At 51.3% G+C, this 15,232-nt stretch carries 13 protein-coding genes and 2 tRNA genes; 11 read left to right on the plus strand and 4 right to left on the minus strand.

Annotated features, from left to right (window positions below):
• Positions 1-69: 69 nt before the first annotated feature.
• The 4 genes from hpaH to hpaA all read left to right on the plus strand — a co-directional run bounded on the left by hpaH (position 70) and on the right by hpaA (position 4,260).
• The gene (gene hpaH, locus ACLQ7H_RS22930) at positions 70-873 is read left to right on the plus strand and encodes a 2-oxo-hept-4-ene-1,7-dioate hydratase (RefSeq protein WP_411754652.1); all 804 of its coding nucleotides are present in this window, start codon (positions 70-72) and stop codon (positions 871-873) included.
• 207 nt (positions 874-1,080) lie between these two features.
• A complete protein-coding gene (gene hpaI, locus ACLQ7H_RS22935; RefSeq protein ID WP_411754653.1) occupies positions 1,081-1,878 on the plus strand; it encodes a 4-hydroxy-2-oxoheptanedioate aldolase in 798 nt (265 codons plus the stop codon).
• Positions 1,879-1,889: 11 nt separating this feature from the next.
• Complete coding sequence (gene hpaX / locus ACLQ7H_RS22940) at positions 1,890-3,260, plus strand: 4-hydroxyphenylacetate permease (protein ID WP_411754654.1); 1,371 nt, start codon at positions 1,890-1,892, stop codon at positions 3,258-3,260.
• A 103-nt stretch (positions 3,261-3,363) separates the two neighbouring features.
• Entirely contained in the window at positions 3,364-4,260 is an 897-nt protein-coding gene (gene hpaA, locus ACLQ7H_RS22945; RefSeq protein ID WP_411754655.1) for a 4-hydroxyphenylacetate catabolism regulatory protein HpaA, read from the plus strand.
• A gap of 11 nt (positions 4,261-4,271) precedes the next feature.
• Here the strand turns inward: hpaA and ampH are convergent, their stop codons facing one another.
• Positions 4,272-5,414 (minus strand): D-alanyl-D-alanine-carboxypeptidase/endopeptidase AmpH, encoded by a 1,143-nt coding sequence (ampH, locus tag ACLQ7H_RS22950; protein ID WP_411754656.1) that lies wholly within the window; start codon positions 5,412-5,414, stop codon positions 4,272-4,274.
• A 552-nt stretch (positions 5,415-5,966) separates the two neighbouring features.
• Here ampH and sbnA point away from each other — a divergent pair.
• The 6 genes from sbnA to ACLQ7H_RS22980 are packed head-to-tail and all read left to right on the plus strand — an operon-like array spanning position 5,967 to position 13,267.
• Positions 5,967-6,923: a 2,3-diaminopropionate biosynthesis protein SbnA gene (gene sbnA / locus ACLQ7H_RS22955; RefSeq protein WP_411754657.1), complete on the plus strand. Its 957-nt coding sequence runs from the start codon at positions 5,967-5,969 to the stop codon at positions 6,921-6,923.
• Between the two features lie 16 nt (positions 6,924-6,939).
• Positions 6,940-7,974: a 2,3-diaminopropionate biosynthesis protein SbnB gene (gene sbnB, locus ACLQ7H_RS22960; protein ID WP_411754658.1), complete on the plus strand. Its 1,035-nt coding sequence runs from the start codon at positions 6,940-6,942 to the stop codon at positions 7,972-7,974.
• On the plus strand, positions 7,968-9,767 hold the full coding sequence (locus tag ACLQ7H_RS22965) for an FAD/NAD(P)-binding protein (RefSeq protein WP_411754659.1): 1,800 nt from the start codon (positions 7,968-7,970) through the stop codon (positions 9,765-9,767). The genes sbnB and ACLQ7H_RS22965 overlap by 7 nt, the downstream gene beginning before the upstream one ends.
• Positions 9,764-10,378 carry a glutathione S-transferase family protein gene (locus ACLQ7H_RS22970; RefSeq protein WP_411754660.1) on the plus strand — a complete coding sequence of 205 codons (615 nt, stop codon included), beginning with the start codon at positions 9,764-9,766 and terminating at the stop codon, positions 10,376-10,378. Before ACLQ7H_RS22965 ends, ACLQ7H_RS22970 begins: the two co-directional genes overlap by 4 nt.
• A gap of 10 nt (positions 10,379-10,388) precedes the next feature.
• The gene (locus ACLQ7H_RS22975; protein WP_411754661.1) at positions 10,389-11,813 is read left to right on the plus strand and encodes a hypothetical protein; all 1,425 of its coding nucleotides are present in this window, start codon (positions 10,389-10,391) and stop codon (positions 11,811-11,813) included.
• A gap of 32 nt (positions 11,814-11,845) precedes the next feature.
• Complete coding sequence (locus tag ACLQ7H_RS22980) at positions 11,846-13,267, plus strand: PLP-dependent aminotransferase family protein (protein ID WP_411754662.1); 1,422 nt, start codon at positions 11,846-11,848, stop codon at positions 13,265-13,267.
• A 12-nt stretch (positions 13,268-13,279) separates the two neighbouring features.
• On the opposite strand, the gene ACLQ7H_RS22985 is transcribed toward ACLQ7H_RS22980, so the two are convergent.
• Positions 13,280-14,374 (minus strand): GGDEF domain-containing protein, encoded by a 1,095-nt coding sequence (locus ACLQ7H_RS22985; protein ID WP_411754663.1) that lies wholly within the window; start codon positions 14,372-14,374, stop codon positions 13,280-13,282.
• Between the two features lie 238 nt (positions 14,375-14,612).
• Between ACLQ7H_RS22985 and ACLQ7H_RS22990 the strand changes: the two genes are divergently transcribed.
• Complete coding sequence (locus tag ACLQ7H_RS22990) at positions 14,613-14,897, plus strand: DUF1435 domain-containing protein (protein WP_021808011.1); 285 nt, start codon at positions 14,613-14,615, stop codon at positions 14,895-14,897.
• Between the two features lie 80 nt (positions 14,898-14,977).
• On the opposite strand, the gene ACLQ7H_RS22995 is transcribed toward ACLQ7H_RS22990, so the two are convergent.
• Together ACLQ7H_RS22995 and ACLQ7H_RS23000 are read right to left on the minus strand one after the other, a co-directional pair.
• Positions 14,978-15,064 (minus strand) — tRNA-Leu (locus ACLQ7H_RS22995).
• A 43-nt stretch (positions 15,065-15,107) separates the two neighbouring features.
• Positions 15,108-15,194, minus strand: a tRNA-Leu gene (locus ACLQ7H_RS23000).
• Positions 15,195-15,232 lie beyond the last annotated feature (38 nt).

The raw sequence follows: 15,232 nt of genomic DNA on the forward strand, positions 1-15,232 counted from the left end.
TCCGGTGCTGAATTACAAGCAAAACAACGTCCATGCGCTGTTTAGCAAGGACTGAACAAGGGGTGGTAAATGCTGGATAAAGACGTACTGAGCCGAGCCGTGCAGCGCCTGCATCAGGCCGAGCAGAACCGGGAACAGATCCGCGCGCTATCGCTGGATCACCCGGAGATCACTATTGAAGATGCCTATGCTATCCAGCGCCAGTGGGTTGAGCTGAAGATCGCCGAAGGACGTACTCTGAAGGGGCATAAGATCGGGCTGACCTCGCGCGCCATGCAGGTCAGCTCGCAGATCACTGAGCCGGACTACGGTGCGCTGCTGGACGACATGTTCTTTAACGATGGCAGCGACATTCCAATCGATCGCTTTATCGTGCCACGCGTCGAAGTGGAGCTGGCGTTTGTGCTGGCGAAACCGCTGCGCGGGCCGAACTGCACGCTGTTTGATGTCTATAACGCTACCGATTATGTGATCCCGGCGTTGGAGATCATTGATGCTCGCAGCCATAACGTCGATCCGCAAACCCAGCGGCCACGCAAGGTGTTCGACACCATTTCCGACAATGCCGCCAACGCCGGTGTGGTGATGGGCGGCAGGCCGATCAAGCCGGACGCGCTGGATCTGCGCTGGATCAGTGCCTTGCTGTATCGCAATGGCGTGATTGAAGAGTCTGGCGTGGCGGCGGCGGTACTCAATCACCCGGCCAACGGCGTGGCCTGGCTGGCTAATAAGCTGTCCCCGTATGACGTGGAGCTGGAGGCCGGGCAAATCATCCTTGGCGGTTCCTTTACCCGCCCGGTGGCGGCGCGGCGGGGCGATACCTTCCATGCCGACTATGGTCCGATGGGCTGCATCAGCTGCCGGTTTGTCTGATCGTTACCCCTCACCCTAACCCTCTCCCAAAGGGAGAGGGAACCGATCGAGTTGGTCTGAAAGTGCAGTGATTATCGCATGTACTGGCAGGGGGACTCGAGTTTTTGCCGAGATGACCTCGTTCTTCCAAACGAGCAGGGGCTGTCAGCTCCCTCTCCTGGGGGAGAGGGTTGGGGTGAGGGGGGCAATACTCAAATGGAGAACACGATGTTAACTAATCATTTCAAACAGGCCCTGCAGGAAAAACGCCCGCAAATTGGCCTGTGGCTGGGCCTGTGCAGCAGCTATAGCGCGGAACTGCTGGCCGGAGCCGGGTTCGACTGGCTGCTGATCGACGGCGAACACGCGCCTAACAATGTGCAAACGGTATTGGGCCAGTTGCAGGCAGTTGCGCCTTATCCCAGCCATCCGGTGGTGCGCCCGGCCTGGAACGATCCGGTGCTGATCAAACAGCTGTTGGACGTCGGTGCGCAAACCCTGTTGATCCCAATGATCCAAAACGCCGAGCAGGCGCAGGAGGCGGTGCGAGCTACCCGTTATCCACCAAATGGCATTCGCGGGGTCGGCAGTGCGCTGGCCCGTGCCTCGCGCTGGAACCGGGTGCCGAATTACCTGCATCTTGCCGACAGCCAGATGTGCGTGCTGGTGCAGATAGAAACCCGGGAAGCGGTGAAAAATCTGGACGCCATCCTGGAAGTGGAAGGCGTGGACGGCGTCTTTATCGGCCCGGCGGATCTGAGTGCCGACATGGGCTTTGCCGGTAATCCTCAGCATCCCGAAGTGCAGCGCACTATCGACGATGCGATTGCCCGCATCCGTGCCGCAGGCAAGGCACCGGGCATCCTGATGGCACAGCAGGAACTGGCGCAGCACTATCTGGCATCCGGTGCGTTGTTTGTTGCCGTTGGCGTGGATACCACCCTGCTAGTGCGGGCGGCAGACTCCCTGCTCAGCAGTTTCAAGCAGGATAAACCGGCGGAGCAACCTTCCCAGAGCGTTTACTAATCGGAGTCATCATGAGCAACGTCGATTCGCTCAAGTCGGGTAACCCGGCAGAGCAACATAAAGCGTTAACCGCCACCGAGCAGTCGGTGATTAAAAAGTTATTTCGGCGCCTGATTATTTTCTTATTTGTGTTGTTTGTTTTCTCGTTCCTTGACCGCATCAACATCGGGTTTGCCGGTTTGACCATGAAGCAGGACCTCGGTCTTAGCTCCACCATGTTTGGCCTGGCCGCAACGCTGTTTTACGTCACCTACGTGATCTTCGGTATCCCCAGCAACATGATGCTGAGCAGGGTGGGGGCACGGCGTTGGATCGCCACCATCATGGTGCTGTGGGGCATTGCTTCGACCTGCACCATGTTTGCCACTGGGCCAACCAGCCTGTACGTGCTGCGGATGATCGTCGGCATTACCGAAGCGGGCTTCCTGCCAGGGATCCTGGTGTATCTCACCTACTGGTTCCCGGCGTTCTACCGCGCCCGGGCCAACGCTTTGTTTATGATTGCCATGCCGGTCACGATGGCGGTGGGTTCGCTGGTGTCCGGCTATATTCTGGCGTTGGACGGCGTGATGAACCTGAAAGGTTGGCAATGGCTGTTCATGCTGGAAGGTATTCCTTCGGTGATCCTCGGCGTGGTGGTGTGGTTCTACCTGGACGACACACCGGCCAAGGCCAAGTGGCTGACCAGCGAAGAGAAGGCCAGCCTGAAGGCGATGATGGAAGCCGACAAACTGCAACTGGTGCAGCCTGAAGGGCCGAGCAGCCACCGGGCGTTGCAACAGCGCAGCCTGTGGCGTGAGGTGCTGACGCCGGTGGTGCTGATGTATACGCTGGCATATTTCTGCCTCACCAATACCCTGAGCGCCATCAATATCTGGACGCCGCAGATTTTGCAGAGCTTCAACCAAAGCAGCAGTAACATCATGATCGGTTTTCTGGCGGCGATCCCCCAAATTTGTACCATCGCCGGTATGATCTGGTGGAGTAAACGATCGGATCGGTTGCAGGAGCGTAAGTTCCACACCGCATTGCCTTATCTGTTTGCTGCCGCGGGTTGGCTGCTGGCTTCAGCGACCAACCACAGCATGGTGCAATTGTTGGGGATCGTGATGGCGTCGGTCGGCTCGTTTACCGCGATGGCGATCTTCTGGACCACGCCGGATCAGTCAATCAGCTTTGAAGCTCGTGCGGTAGGGATCGCGGTGATCAACGCCACCGGCAACATCGGCTCGGCGGTCAGCCCGCTGTTGATCGGCTGGTTCAAGGACGTGACCGGCAGCTTTAACTCTGGGCTCTATTTTGTCTCGGCGTTGCTGATTATCGGGGCCGTGCTGGTATGGCGTATCCCGATGAAGGATTCACGCCCACGGGCCACGCCTTAAACAATATTGGCGGTGGGTGTCGCATGTGGCTAAACGGGCGCAGCATGCGGCGCCCCTACCATTAGGTGTAGGGGATCGGCATTTATTTTCACCGGAGGACAACGTGCAGAAAAGTATCGGCTTTATCGCCAATATTGATATTGGCAAAGAGTATGACGCGCGTTACGCCGCTGATGAGGTGCACTACGAAACCTTTGCCGGGCTGGCGGCGTTTTTTGGCCGGGATATGCAGGTGCACTGGCACGACCGCTTCTTCCAGCTGCACTATCTGGCCACCGGCAGGATAGAGCTGCAGCTGGACGATCAGCACTATTCGGTGCAGGCTCCGTTGTTTATCCTCACCCCACCCTCGGTGCCGCACGCCTTTTTCACCGAACCAGACAGCGACGGCCACGTGTTAACGATACGCCAGGAACTGATCTGGCCGTTGCTGGAGCGCCTGTATCCGGGCAGCAATCTGGCGTTGGATATGCCGGGGATTTGCCTATCGCTGGCCGCGGTGCCGCAGGAGTTGGCGGCGCTTGGGCATTACTGGGAACTGATCGCCCGCGAGTTTAGCCAAAAGATGGCCGGGCGCGAGCAGACGCTGGCATTGCTGGCCCAGGCGGTCTTCACGCTGATGCTGCGCAATACCTCATTGGACGACAAGGCCGCCAGCGGCGTACGTGGCGAATTGAAGCTGTTCCAGCGTTTTAACAAGATGGTGGATGAACGTTTTCGCGATCACCTGTCGGTACCGGAATATGCCCAGTCGCTGGGGGTGACGGAATCACGCCTCAACGACCTGTGCCGCCGCTTTGCCAACCGGCCACCTAAGCGGTTGATCTTCGATCGCCTGTTGCGTGAAGCTAAACGGCTGCTGCTGTTCAGCGCCTGCACGGTGCATGAAACGGCCTACAGCCTGGGGTTCAAAGATCCCGCCTACTTCGCTCGCTTCTTCAATCGGCTGGAAGGCTGTTCGCCTTCCGCCTATCGCGCTACGCAACACGTGCTGTCATAACCAGGAGCGGGTCAGCCTTTGTTGGCCACCAAATCTGCGACCAGCCGGTTGACCGGATCGCTCATATTGGTGAACTTGGTCAACTCCGAGCGGGTAACGACCACAAATACGCCGATATTTTGCTGCGGCACCATCGCCATATAGGTGATGAAGCCGCCGCCGCCGCCGGTTTTCTGGATGATCCCCGGCAGGCCGTCTTTCGGCGCCATATAGACCCAGCCCAGCCCCAAAGCAGAGGCTTCACCCGGTACGTCCATCCCTTTCAACGACACCAGATCCTGGCGTTGGAAATACATGGTTTGTTCCGTTAAGGCCGTTGGCTTGCGCGAGCCGCTTACGTTGGAGGAGAGGAACTGCTGCATCCAGCGCTGCATATCTCGTGGGGTCGAGTAAACGCCACCGCTGCCACTGGCGGCCGTGGTGTCGCGACAGGCGCTTGGCCCAGAGGCGGCCACCATCAGGCGTGAGCACTGCTCTGCGCTCGGCGTCAGCGTGGTATCAACCATCCCCAGTGGACCCGTGATTTTCTCACGCAACAAGGCGTTATAGGGCTTGCCAGCGGCGCGTGACAACGCATCAGCCAATAGATCGTAGGCCAGGTTGGAGTAGGCCGCCCGCACGCCCGGTGGCACGGTAATGGTGGCATGAGACAACCATTGCCAGCGCTGTGCCTTGGTGGGCCAGGTAAACACCGGCGTTTTTGGCGGTTTCTTGCCGGGCTGCTCACGCGGCAGGGCGCTGGTGTGCGTTGCAAGGTTCAGTAAAGTAATTGGTTGGCGTGAATTGTAGGCCGGGACGATGGCCCCTTTGGGAGCATATTTGCGCAGCGGATCGTTAAGTTTGACCTTACCTTCCGCCGCCATTTTGACCATCACTTCGCTGGTCATCAGCTTGGTGATAGAGGCGATACGGATCAGGGAATCTGGCCGCGGGCGCAGATCGTTACCCGGTTTGGTATCGCCAAAACTTCGGTTAACAACCTGATTGTTATCGATAACTACCAGCGCCATACCGGTTGCGCCGCTGTTATAGAAGATATGTTCGGCATACTGATCGACAATCTGTGAGGTGAGTTGTGCATCGGTCGCCTGGCTGGCTAACGGTGTGGCACACAGGCCAAGCGCCAGCAATAACGTGGAGAGTGAGGTCTTCAACGGTCGTGTTCCATTCAAAAATGTGACAGGGAAGGCGTAAGTTGTCCGCTAGTGTAATGCGCTATGTCGCGATTGGCATGTGGAAAAAGTGGCGACAGGTAAAAGTTTCTGTTCTGCAAGCTGTGTCAGCAGGATAGGAACGCGTTTTTGGCGTACCCGCCAAGCTTCAATGGCATCAAGGTTGCCGACGATTACAGCACGGCAATTTCCTCTGCCTCCTGATCCTGAGCATTATCGACGATCGGCAGGAGTGTTGTGTTATTGGCAATATTAGTGGTAAAAAATGCCAGATTTAAGACGCATTGCTCTGCCTCAATCCGTTTTCCCTCTGTATTGAAAAAACCTCAGAATCTGTATCTATCCAATTTATTACTTTTCACTATATCTTAAGTCTTAGGACTGAGTAGAGGAGACTGTTAATTTTTGCAGGAAGTACCGGCATTGATATTTATTTAAATCATCCAAGGACTTTTTAAGTCGGGTTTGGCTATATTTTAACATGGAAACTTGGCTTTAAAAATAAAAGCTATAGTTTAAAATTAAGGAAAGCTGATGATGATGACAAGACTGATTAATGAAAATTCATATATCCAAATTGAAGGGCTCTGTGCTGCTCCTGTCAATATTAAAATTGAGGGGTTGAATCCGGCTGGAAGTATTAAGCTGAAAACTGCACTGTCTATGATTTCCGATCTAGAGGAGAGAGGACTAATAACAAAAAACACCAAACTTATTGAGTCCTCATCGGGTAACTTGGGCGTCGCATTAGCCATGGTTTGTGCCAGCAGAGGCTATCATTTCACCTGCGTTATTGATCCCAATATCTCGCATTCTAACAAAAAACTGATGGCAATACTGGGTGCCGAACTTTTGGTCGCTGATAAAAGAGATGAAAATGGTGGTTATCTGAATACTCGTATCAGGATCATAAATGATATTATTGCAAAAAATAAGAGTTACATTTGGTTGAACCAATATCAGAACCCTGCCAATCCACTTGCTCATTACCGGGCAACCATGCGCTCTATTTCAGAGCGACTTCCCAAAATTGACTACCTCTTTATTGGTGCAGGAACGACGGGCACATTAATGGGGTGTCGAGATTTCGTTATTCATTATCGACCAGAAATAAAAATCATTGCTGTAGATAGTGAAGGGTCCGTTACCTTTGGTGGCCAGGGGGGGACTAGATTTATTCCTGGTTTGGGTACTAGTCGTCTGCCAGAAATTTATAATCCGGATGGAATTCACGATTTCATTCAAATACCGGAGGAGAAGACCATCAGAATGTGTCGACGCATAGCCAGAAGTCATGGGGTACTTTTTGGTGGTTCAACAGGGACTGTGCTTGCTGGAGTAGAACATTGGTCAGCTAATATTAAAAATGATGATGTTGTGGTGGCAATATCCCCAGATATGGGGGAAAGATATCTGGATACGATTTATTCTGATGACTGGGTTGAAAAACATTTTAACTTGTCGGCTTACGAACTTTATTCTGTTGTCTAATTTAAATTAAGAGTTGATGATGATTTCAAATAAAAAAATAAATGATTTCCATGTTATCTCTGGTAGTCAAGTAAAAATTATTTTGAGCGATATGAGAAAAGAGACTATCGACATTGTCGCGCAAACCTATCTGGCTCATGAACGAGGTGAAACGGCCAATCCGGATAGCTATTTTTTACGCTTCCCAGATAAGCCATTAAACCGAATTATTGCATTGCCGGCGGCGATTTTGAATTCCGTAGGAGAAGAAGCGGTTTCAGGTATAAAATGGATTGCAAGTTATCCAGATAATATAAAGCAAGGAATACCCCGTGCATCGGCGGTAATGATCCTCAATCACCCTACTACTGGTTATCCTTATGCGTTACTTGAGGGGGCGATGATTAGTGCTGTACGCACTGCTGCATCTGCTGTTCTTGGTGCGAGATGGTTAAATGAGCAGCGAAAAACAGCGGCAAGTATTGCAATTATTGGTGGTGGTGTGATCGCCCGTAACATTATTGAAACCTTCTCAGCCGATGGCTGGTCCTTTGGTCAGGTTGGGGTACACGATCTTGATCATTCTTCTGCAACGGCATTAAGTCAATTCGTTGAAAGCGCCGGTTTTCGTAGGGCAAAAATTCTTTCTCAGCGTGAAGCACTGGCCGCCGATATTGTGGTCTTTGCAACCAGCGCGGGCACACCTTATGTCAATGGTGAAGATACGTTCCGCCCAGGACAAATCGTATTGAATATTTCTCTGAGAGATATAGGTCCAGAGATCGTTGTTCAAAGCTACAATTTTTTCGATGATATCAGCCATTGTCTAAAAGCTAATACATCCCCACATCTTACCGAACAGAAATATCAGCATCGCGAGTTTATTACCGGAACCCTAGCTGCACTTATTCGCGGAGATATAACAATAAAACGTGACAAGCCATTAATTTACTCTCCTTTTGGTATGGGGATTTTGGATTTGGTGTTGGCTCGTATTATCCATGAAGTTGCGGTAGCTCGCGATATGGCCGTGGCAATTCCCTTCTTTTTTGGCGAGGAAAGCAGATGGTAAACAATACATTACAAATCGGCATCATTGGGTGTGGTTCGCGAGGGCTTTCAATTATTGAGCGTATTTTATCCCTGAGTGAAGATGACTCAGAAAGGCCGGTAATTCTTAATATTTTCGATCCTAACCCTTTTGGTTGTGGTGTTCACAGTCTTGAGCAACCCGATTACCTGCTGCTCAATACCATTGCTGGACAACTTGGCGTTTTTCCCGATGCAGCATCATTGGGGGGGATCCTGGGCGCAAAAGGGCGCAGTGGGATGAGTTTTTTGACATGGTGCCACGCGCAAAAGATTAATGTTGATCCAGGGTCTGGCAGAGTCGCACAGGGTGGCAGGGCAGTAAAAGCGGAAGACTTTTTGCCTCGGCGTTTGCTGGGTGAGTATCTTGTCTACGCCTTTGAACAGATTATTGCCAGTGCGCCACCACATGTCCAGATTCGGCTTCATGCGGAAACTGTCGTTAAGATCGACCAAGGTAGTGTGTTGCACTATTGCCTGACCACAGATAATGGGAAGGAAGTCGAGGTCGAAAACCTTATTCTAACCCTTGGACACACTGGAAGGGGCCGTATACAGCAATCTGAGCGTATTGCATCAATCTATCCTCTCCCTGCCTCGGTTGACAGTATCTCCTCGGGTGAGTCTGTTATTGTTGAAGGTATGGGGCTTGGTGCTATGGATGTAGTCGCCGCATTAACATCGGGGCGAGGAGGCGTTTATAAACGGCTGCCTGGAGGTGAGCATATCTATTATCCTTCAGGAAGGGAGCCATTGATCTTTTTGCAATCCCGCGAGGGGATACCATTTCGAGTCAGGCCGGATGGTTTGGCAACTTTTCCCAGACATCAGGCTGTTGTTCTGACCAGTGAAAGAATTGATCTCATCAGGAGTTCTTTACCACAACGTCAATTGAATTTTAAACAAGATATTGTCCCACTCATGCTTATTGAAATGCGGGCAGCGGCAGCTGCGGTGACGTTTGCTGCTGGTAATTTGCCACCACATGAGGCGTTTTTAAACGAACTAAAATGTACCGCTCAGCATGAGATTACTGGTGTTGAAGACTGTGAGTTATTACTCACAGAATACGAAAAAAGATTGGGGAGAATTGACGTTGAGACGCTTTTGCACGATCAACTCCCAACATCTGTCTCTGTAATTAATTACCATGCCTGGTTATGTCAAACTATTGAAACGGATTTACACGAAGCTGGTCGTGGACTCTGGTTCTCGCCACAAAAAGCGGCGCTGGAAGTATGGCGAGACCTACGGGACAGGTTAAGAGAAATTGTTGACTTTAATGGATTGGATAAAAACTCACACCGTCAATTTTATGATCGTTGGCATAAAATTATTAACCGGGCGGTCGCTGGGCCGCAAAAAGAACGTCATGCTGATCTGATGGCATTATGCGACGCCGGATTGCTGACCTTTCTCTATCCAGGAACCGTAATGGGGGTATCTCCGCATAAACGTATTCCAGCATATGTTCATGGCTCCGGCATAATGAATAGTGACTCATTACCGATACAGTCATTAAAACGAATGGGGCTCGTGAGGCCATTTTTAGCGGAGGAGGGATTAGATGGTGCGGACATTAATTCAGCTTACCATCCGTTGTCACATCAGGGGATCGCGGTAAACAGTCTCTGGATTATTGGGCCTTTGACAGAGGGCGCTTGTTACTATAATCACTATGTTGCTTCTGCTGGAGCACCTTCGCGTTTATTTATGGATGCACATCGCATCGCCAGTCAATTATTACAGCCTGATACGGAGGCAGTATTGCCATGAAACTTTTTTATCAGACACATTCACCCTATGCGCGTAAGGTTCTGGTATTTGCTCATGAAAGCAGATTGGTGGAGCGTTTAGAGGTGGTTCATCAGGAAACAAGTCCGTTCAAACGTAATGAGAGCGTCTATGCTGTCAACCCTCTCGGACAAGTACCTGTATTAATAGGGCGAAAAGATGAAGTCTTATTTGACTCGTTGGTAATTTGCGACTATCTCGATAATTTACATGGGGGCTCACGTCTTATTCCGTTGCAAGGCGAGGAACGATCCAAAGCACTGCGTCTGCATGCACTGGGCCAAGGTATTTGTGATATTGGTATCAGACTGCGTATGGAGGTTGACAGGAGGCCGCTTGAGTTACGTTATCCCGCTTATGCCGATGGACAGCGATTCAAACTTCAACAGGCATTTCAGTTTATTGAGGATGAGGTAGACCTTGAGGGAAAAGTACAAATTGGTCACATTGGGCTTGCAACCGCGTTGGACTGGATTGTCTTTCGCGAATTAATGGATTTTTCCGGGCAACCACGATTGATGGCGTGGTATCAAACATTCAGTCATCGAGGATCTATGTTGGCTACCCCTTATTCCGGCAATACATTCGATTAAGGATATATTAATGACTCTGCTGCTGGTTCAATTATCGCCGATTGCTTTGGTGATCATACTTATTTTGCTGTTGCGTTTTCCTCCGGTTAAGGCTGCTTTGGCGGGGGTGCTGTTAGTCATTTTCTTGTGGTTCTTTGACATGGCATCCCCTGTTACTTTCGCCAGTACGGAAGTGATTGTAAAAGATACGCTAGTGATGTTCATGAGTACGGCAGGAGTCATTATTCCTGGGCTGGCGTTTGTGATATTGGTGGAACGGCAAAGGGTGCCACAAGCTATTGGTCATTGGGTGAATGAGTTGGGGTGGACACCGCCAGCTCAGGTGTTGTTCATCATATTGGGCCTGGCGCCGCTATTGGAGGCAATGACCGGATTCGGTGTGTCGTTGATTGCGACGGTGCCCCTGCTGATGGGGCTGTTTAATCGACAGTCAGGAATGAAGATTGCGCTATCTGGTATGGTTATCATGCCTTGGGGAACATTAGGCCTTGCTACGCTGATCGGGGCATTACTTGCCCATCTGCCTCCGAACACACTGGGAAGTCATTCAGCCCTCGTGAGCACACCCGTATTTATCTGTCTGACCGGAATTGCTCTCTGGCTGGCCGGGATTAGAACGTTACTGCCTTGGCTAGCACTGCTCATTATTTCTGGCATTTTTATCGGCGTACTCTTCAGTGTCAATCTATATTCAGGCCCAGAAGTGTCGGGCGTTTTGGCGGGGTTGTCCATCACCGTAGTGGGGCTGGCGATTGCCTTTATGCGTCGAGGAAAATGGGCCCACTGGCCAAAGGCAGCATGGCCGTATTTAGCATTGCTGGGCGTCGTGGTCCTGTCTCGGATCATATTTACGCTGACTGGCTGGGATAGCAGCTGGGTATTGACCGGTGCTCATGTCTCTTGGAAACCCTTGGCCTCTCCAGGGGGGGCGTTGATACTAGTCAGTCTATTCATGGTTCTGAAGCAGAAGGGATTTGCTGGTTTCCCATGGAAAGCGCTTTATTACAGAGGCAAATTTTCCGTTGCCACCATTTTTCTGTTTTTGCTGCTGTCACAAATCATGGTGAATGGGGGCTTTTTAGCCTCGACACAAAACCTCCTTCACACGCTTTCAGGTGTGTCACTGGCTCCCGTGCTCGCCGTATTGTCAGGGTTGGCTGGCTATGTAACAGGATCAAATGTGGGTGGAAATACGTTGATTATGCCCTCTGTTTCGGCATTAAGTGATGGGCATGGCGTATGGCTGGCGGCGATTGTAAACAGTGCTGCAGGGCATGGTGCTCTGGGTTCCCTATCAATATTATCGCTGATAACCGGGCTGGCAGCTGCCAGTCGGCAGGAAGAACACAGCCTGATCCGTTTCGCGTTTGGTTTGGTATTTCTCAACACCTTGATTGTCGCTGTTACAGGAGTTGTTATATTCTCTGTTCTCTGATGTTAATAAAATAAGTATGGGAAGCAGACAGCATGGAGCAGCTTCATCAAACAGAGAAGCGCTGGCAAACCGTGAGGGACTGGATCATTAAGCAGATCCAGGTCGGAAAATGGGAAAACGAGATCCAGCTTCCTTCTATCCGAACGCTGGCGCGCCTTTTTCAGACCAGTATTACCACTGTTCAACGTGCCCTGGCCGATCTTGAGGCCAGTGCCTATGTTTTCAGCGTACCCCGTGTGGGCTATTTTGTTTCTCAAGGTTGTCAAAAAGACGTTGAGCACCAACTAGATTTCTCTGCTGTGGACGTCAATGTTAATCACGCGGTAGTGAAGATGTTATCTGAAGCGGCACTACCGGACAGTCTGTCATTAAGTTCAGCCGTTCTGCACAGCGATTTAACCCCACGTGCCTGGCTAAATAAGTCACTAATCAGTTGTGCAGCTAAATCGGGCGATATGTTGGCGGGTTTTGTTGCCCCACCAGGATTACCCGCACTGCGGCGGCGGATCGCTAGCCTGATGCTGTTGCGTGGCGTCACTTGTGGCCCAGATGATATTTTGATTACTTCAGGTGACAGTATTGCTATGGAGCTGGCATTGGAGGCGATTGCAGGGAGTGGAGCAACGATCGCTATTGAAACGCCAACCTATTACGGCATATTGCAAATTATTGAGCGACTAGGAATGCGGGCCCTTCCGCTACGCACGGATCCGCAAGATGGCATCGACATAAATCATCTTGCTGAGGCGTTAAAACAGACCACCATTTCTGCCATCTTTCTCAATCCGACCCTGCAAAATCCACGTGGTTTTATTATGCCAAACGCCGCTCGAGAGAGAATTAGTCGACTGGCGGAAGAGGCTCAGGTGCCGCTGATTGAAGATGATATTTTTTTTGATCTGGTGCCGGTACCACACCGTCCCCGAGCGATTAAAAGCTTTAATGTCGGCGACCAGACTATTTATTGCTCTTCATTCTCTAAAACTATCGCACCAGGGTATAGAGTTGGTTGGTGCGTACCGGGAAAATACCGGGAAAGCATACTTGCTCAAATGTATGCCCGTAATTTGTCGGTTTCGAGTCTCGGGCAGAACGTCATCAATGAGTTTATCGCCCGTGGTTATCTGGATGAACACTGCCACAGACTGCATACTCAACTGGCGGCGGTGGGCAGTATGTTGGAGGGGATTGTGCGGAATGATTTTCCTGCCGGGACGCGTTACCAGCCCCCTGTGGGCGGGTTTATTCACTGGATAGAGTTTCCGGCAACCACTAATATGCGGGCCCTGATAGAAAAAGCACGTCAGCAGGGGTGTCATGTTTCTGGTAATGGGATTTTTTATCCCGATGGCGTAGCGACTCAGGCGCTGCGTATTTGTACGGGTAATAGTCTCTCCGTCGAGTTGGCTCGCGCTATAAGGCAATTGGCCGTCTGTAGTTGTGAGGTTACCTGATGGTTAAATGATTCAAGGACATTCTGGGTTTACTAACTTCGTTGACGGTTGCGACTCGGAGGCGAGCTGGATATTATTGCGGCCATTGTTTTTGGCCCGGTACAGCGCGGCGTCGGCGGCACAGATCGCAGAGTCGATATCCAACTTATCCAGCGCAGAAATCCCTGCGCTTAACGTCACCCTGGTCGTCTCCTGCGTGTGGAAACGATGGGTGATGGTCAATTCCTGCACGCATTGGCGCACCTTTTCCGCCAGATAGGCCGCGTAGTCTTCACCTACGTTGGTTAGCAGTACCAAAAACTCTTCTCCGCCGTAACGTACCACGATATCCCGTGAGCGCACCGCATCGCGGATGGTCGCTGCCACCTGAACCAACGCCTGATCGCCCAGAGTGTGTCCGTAGCGATCGTTGTAGGCCTTGAAGTGGTCGATATCGAGCAGCAACACAAAGTGGTGGCCCGAGGTGGGGATTAGCAACTGATTCAGTTTGCTCTCCAGCCCGCGGCGGTTATACAGGCCGGTTAGCGGATCGATCATGCTCAGGTCGCTGAACTTATCCCGTTCGTGGTACAGGTTGGCGACCAGATGTTGGGTAAACATTTCGCTGCGTTTTAACAGCAAATGATGCACCGAGAAGGCGACGATCGGCAGCAGGGTAGTGAACAGGATACGCAGGGTGTTATGCATGCCGTCCAGCCACAGGATTATCAGCGCCGAGGGTACGGCGTGCAGGCAGAAGGCGAGCAGGTTATCCGTCAGCGAGATAGCGCTGATAAAGAAAATACTGAACAGGCTGATCAGCAAAAAGCTGTGGTTGTTACTGGCGGTAAGCTGGCTCTTACAATAGATGTGCGCCGCCCATAGCAGCCCAAGGATGATGGCGAGCAGGTTGAGCCTTTGGACGTAGTGGCGGGGCGAATACAGCGTAAATAGCATGGCCGCCAGGCAAATCGCCGGAATGCAGATTAGCGGCAGCGTGAAGGCCGGGATCTCTTTAAAGGGCACGAATAAAGTAAAAATGGCAGAGGCGGCATTCATCAACAAGAAAAGAAACAGGGATAAACGCTGTTTACTAGTTTGTAGTTGCTGATAAGAACGCGAGTTCATACGGGGATCACTCTTTACCAATGGGGCCGGTCGAAGGAAAAATGTTAGACAACACCTGCTGGATAATTCCATAAAGTGATTATTAACAGGCTATAAATGTTAGGAATTTTCTTATGTGAAATTAACATTTTTCCAGCAGGCTGTCATCCGCGTTCAGCCGGATCTTGAAAAGAGTGCGAGTCCAAAAAAAGTGTTATATGATATTGGTTATCATTATCACTTAAAAGGTAGGGTTATCATGCTAGCTGCCATGGTTACCGCTTGTGGATTGTGGGGCATCAGTTGGTGCCTGGGGAATCGGCTTGCCAGCGCCTGGGGCGTGTTGCTGCCCTGTGCCCTGATGCCATTTCTGGCGCTGATCGACCTGGATATGATGCAACTGCGCACCCTGATTGTGGTTGCCATGCTGGCCACGCTGGTGATGCTGTTTAACAGCCGCTGGCGTCATTACCTGCTGCTTCCCTCCTGCATGGCTCTGGCAGGTGGACTGGCCGCAATCAGCCTGCATTTCAGCTTTAACTGAAACGACAAAACCACGCCTGAGCGTGTTGGGGTTTTTCAGTGAGTTTTAATGTAGGAACAGCTAGAAGAGAACCCATCAAGTGGTGCGAAGAGAGGGACTTGAACCCTCACGTCCGTAAGAACACTAACACCTGAAGCTAGCGCGTCTACCAATTCCGCCACCTTCGCACAGTCTGATGTGTTGCTTTGATGTCGATTTATATCACCAGCTTGGTGCGAAGAGAGGGACTTGAACCCTCACGTCCGTAAGAACACTAACACCTGAAGCTAGCGCGTCTACCAATTCCGCCACCTTCGCATTCGATGCTGTGCGATATAAATCATGTGGTTATTTGG

The organism is Serratia sp. (in: enterobacteria) (assembly GCF_046715635.1).
Lineage (GTDB): Bacteria > Pseudomonadota > Gammaproteobacteria > Enterobacterales > Enterobacteriaceae > Chania.

Coding starts and splice junctions, on each gene's coding strand:
- sbnB (WP_411754658.1), top strand. CDS start 6,940: ATGATGATTTCAAATAAAAAAATAAATGATTTCCATGTTATCTCTGGT.
- sbnA (WP_411754657.1), top strand. CDS start 5,967: ATGATGATGACAAGACTGATTAATGAAAATTCATATATCCAAATTGAA.
- hpaH (WP_411754652.1), top strand. CDS start 70: ATGCTGGATAAAGACGTACTGAGCCGAGCCGTGCAGCGCCTGCATCAG.
- hpaX (WP_411754654.1), top strand. CDS start 1,890: ATGAGCAACGTCGATTCGCTCAAGTCGGGTAACCCGGCAGAGCAACAT.
- ACLQ7H_RS22975 (WP_411754661.1), top strand. CDS start 10,389: ATGACTCTGCTGCTGGTTCAATTATCGCCGATTGCTTTGGTGATCATA.
- ACLQ7H_RS22990 (WP_021808011.1), top strand. CDS start 14,613: ATGCTAGCTGCCATGGTTACCGCTTGTGGATTGTGGGGCATCAGTTGG.
- hpaI (WP_411754653.1), top strand. CDS start 1,081: ATGTTAACTAATCATTTCAAACAGGCCCTGCAGGAAAAACGCCCGCAA.
- ACLQ7H_RS22985 (WP_411754663.1), bottom strand. CDS start 14,374: ATGAACTCGCGTTCTTATCAGCAACTACAAACTAGTAAACAGCGTTTA.
- ACLQ7H_RS22965 (WP_411754659.1), top strand. CDS start 7,968: ATGGTAAACAATACATTACAAATCGGCATCATTGGGTGTGGTTCGCGA.
- ACLQ7H_RS22980 (WP_411754662.1), top strand. CDS start 11,846: ATGGAGCAGCTTCATCAAACAGAGAAGCGCTGGCAAACCGTGAGGGAC.
- ACLQ7H_RS22970 (WP_411754660.1), top strand. CDS start 9,764: ATGAAACTTTTTTATCAGACACATTCACCCTATGCGCGTAAGGTTCTG.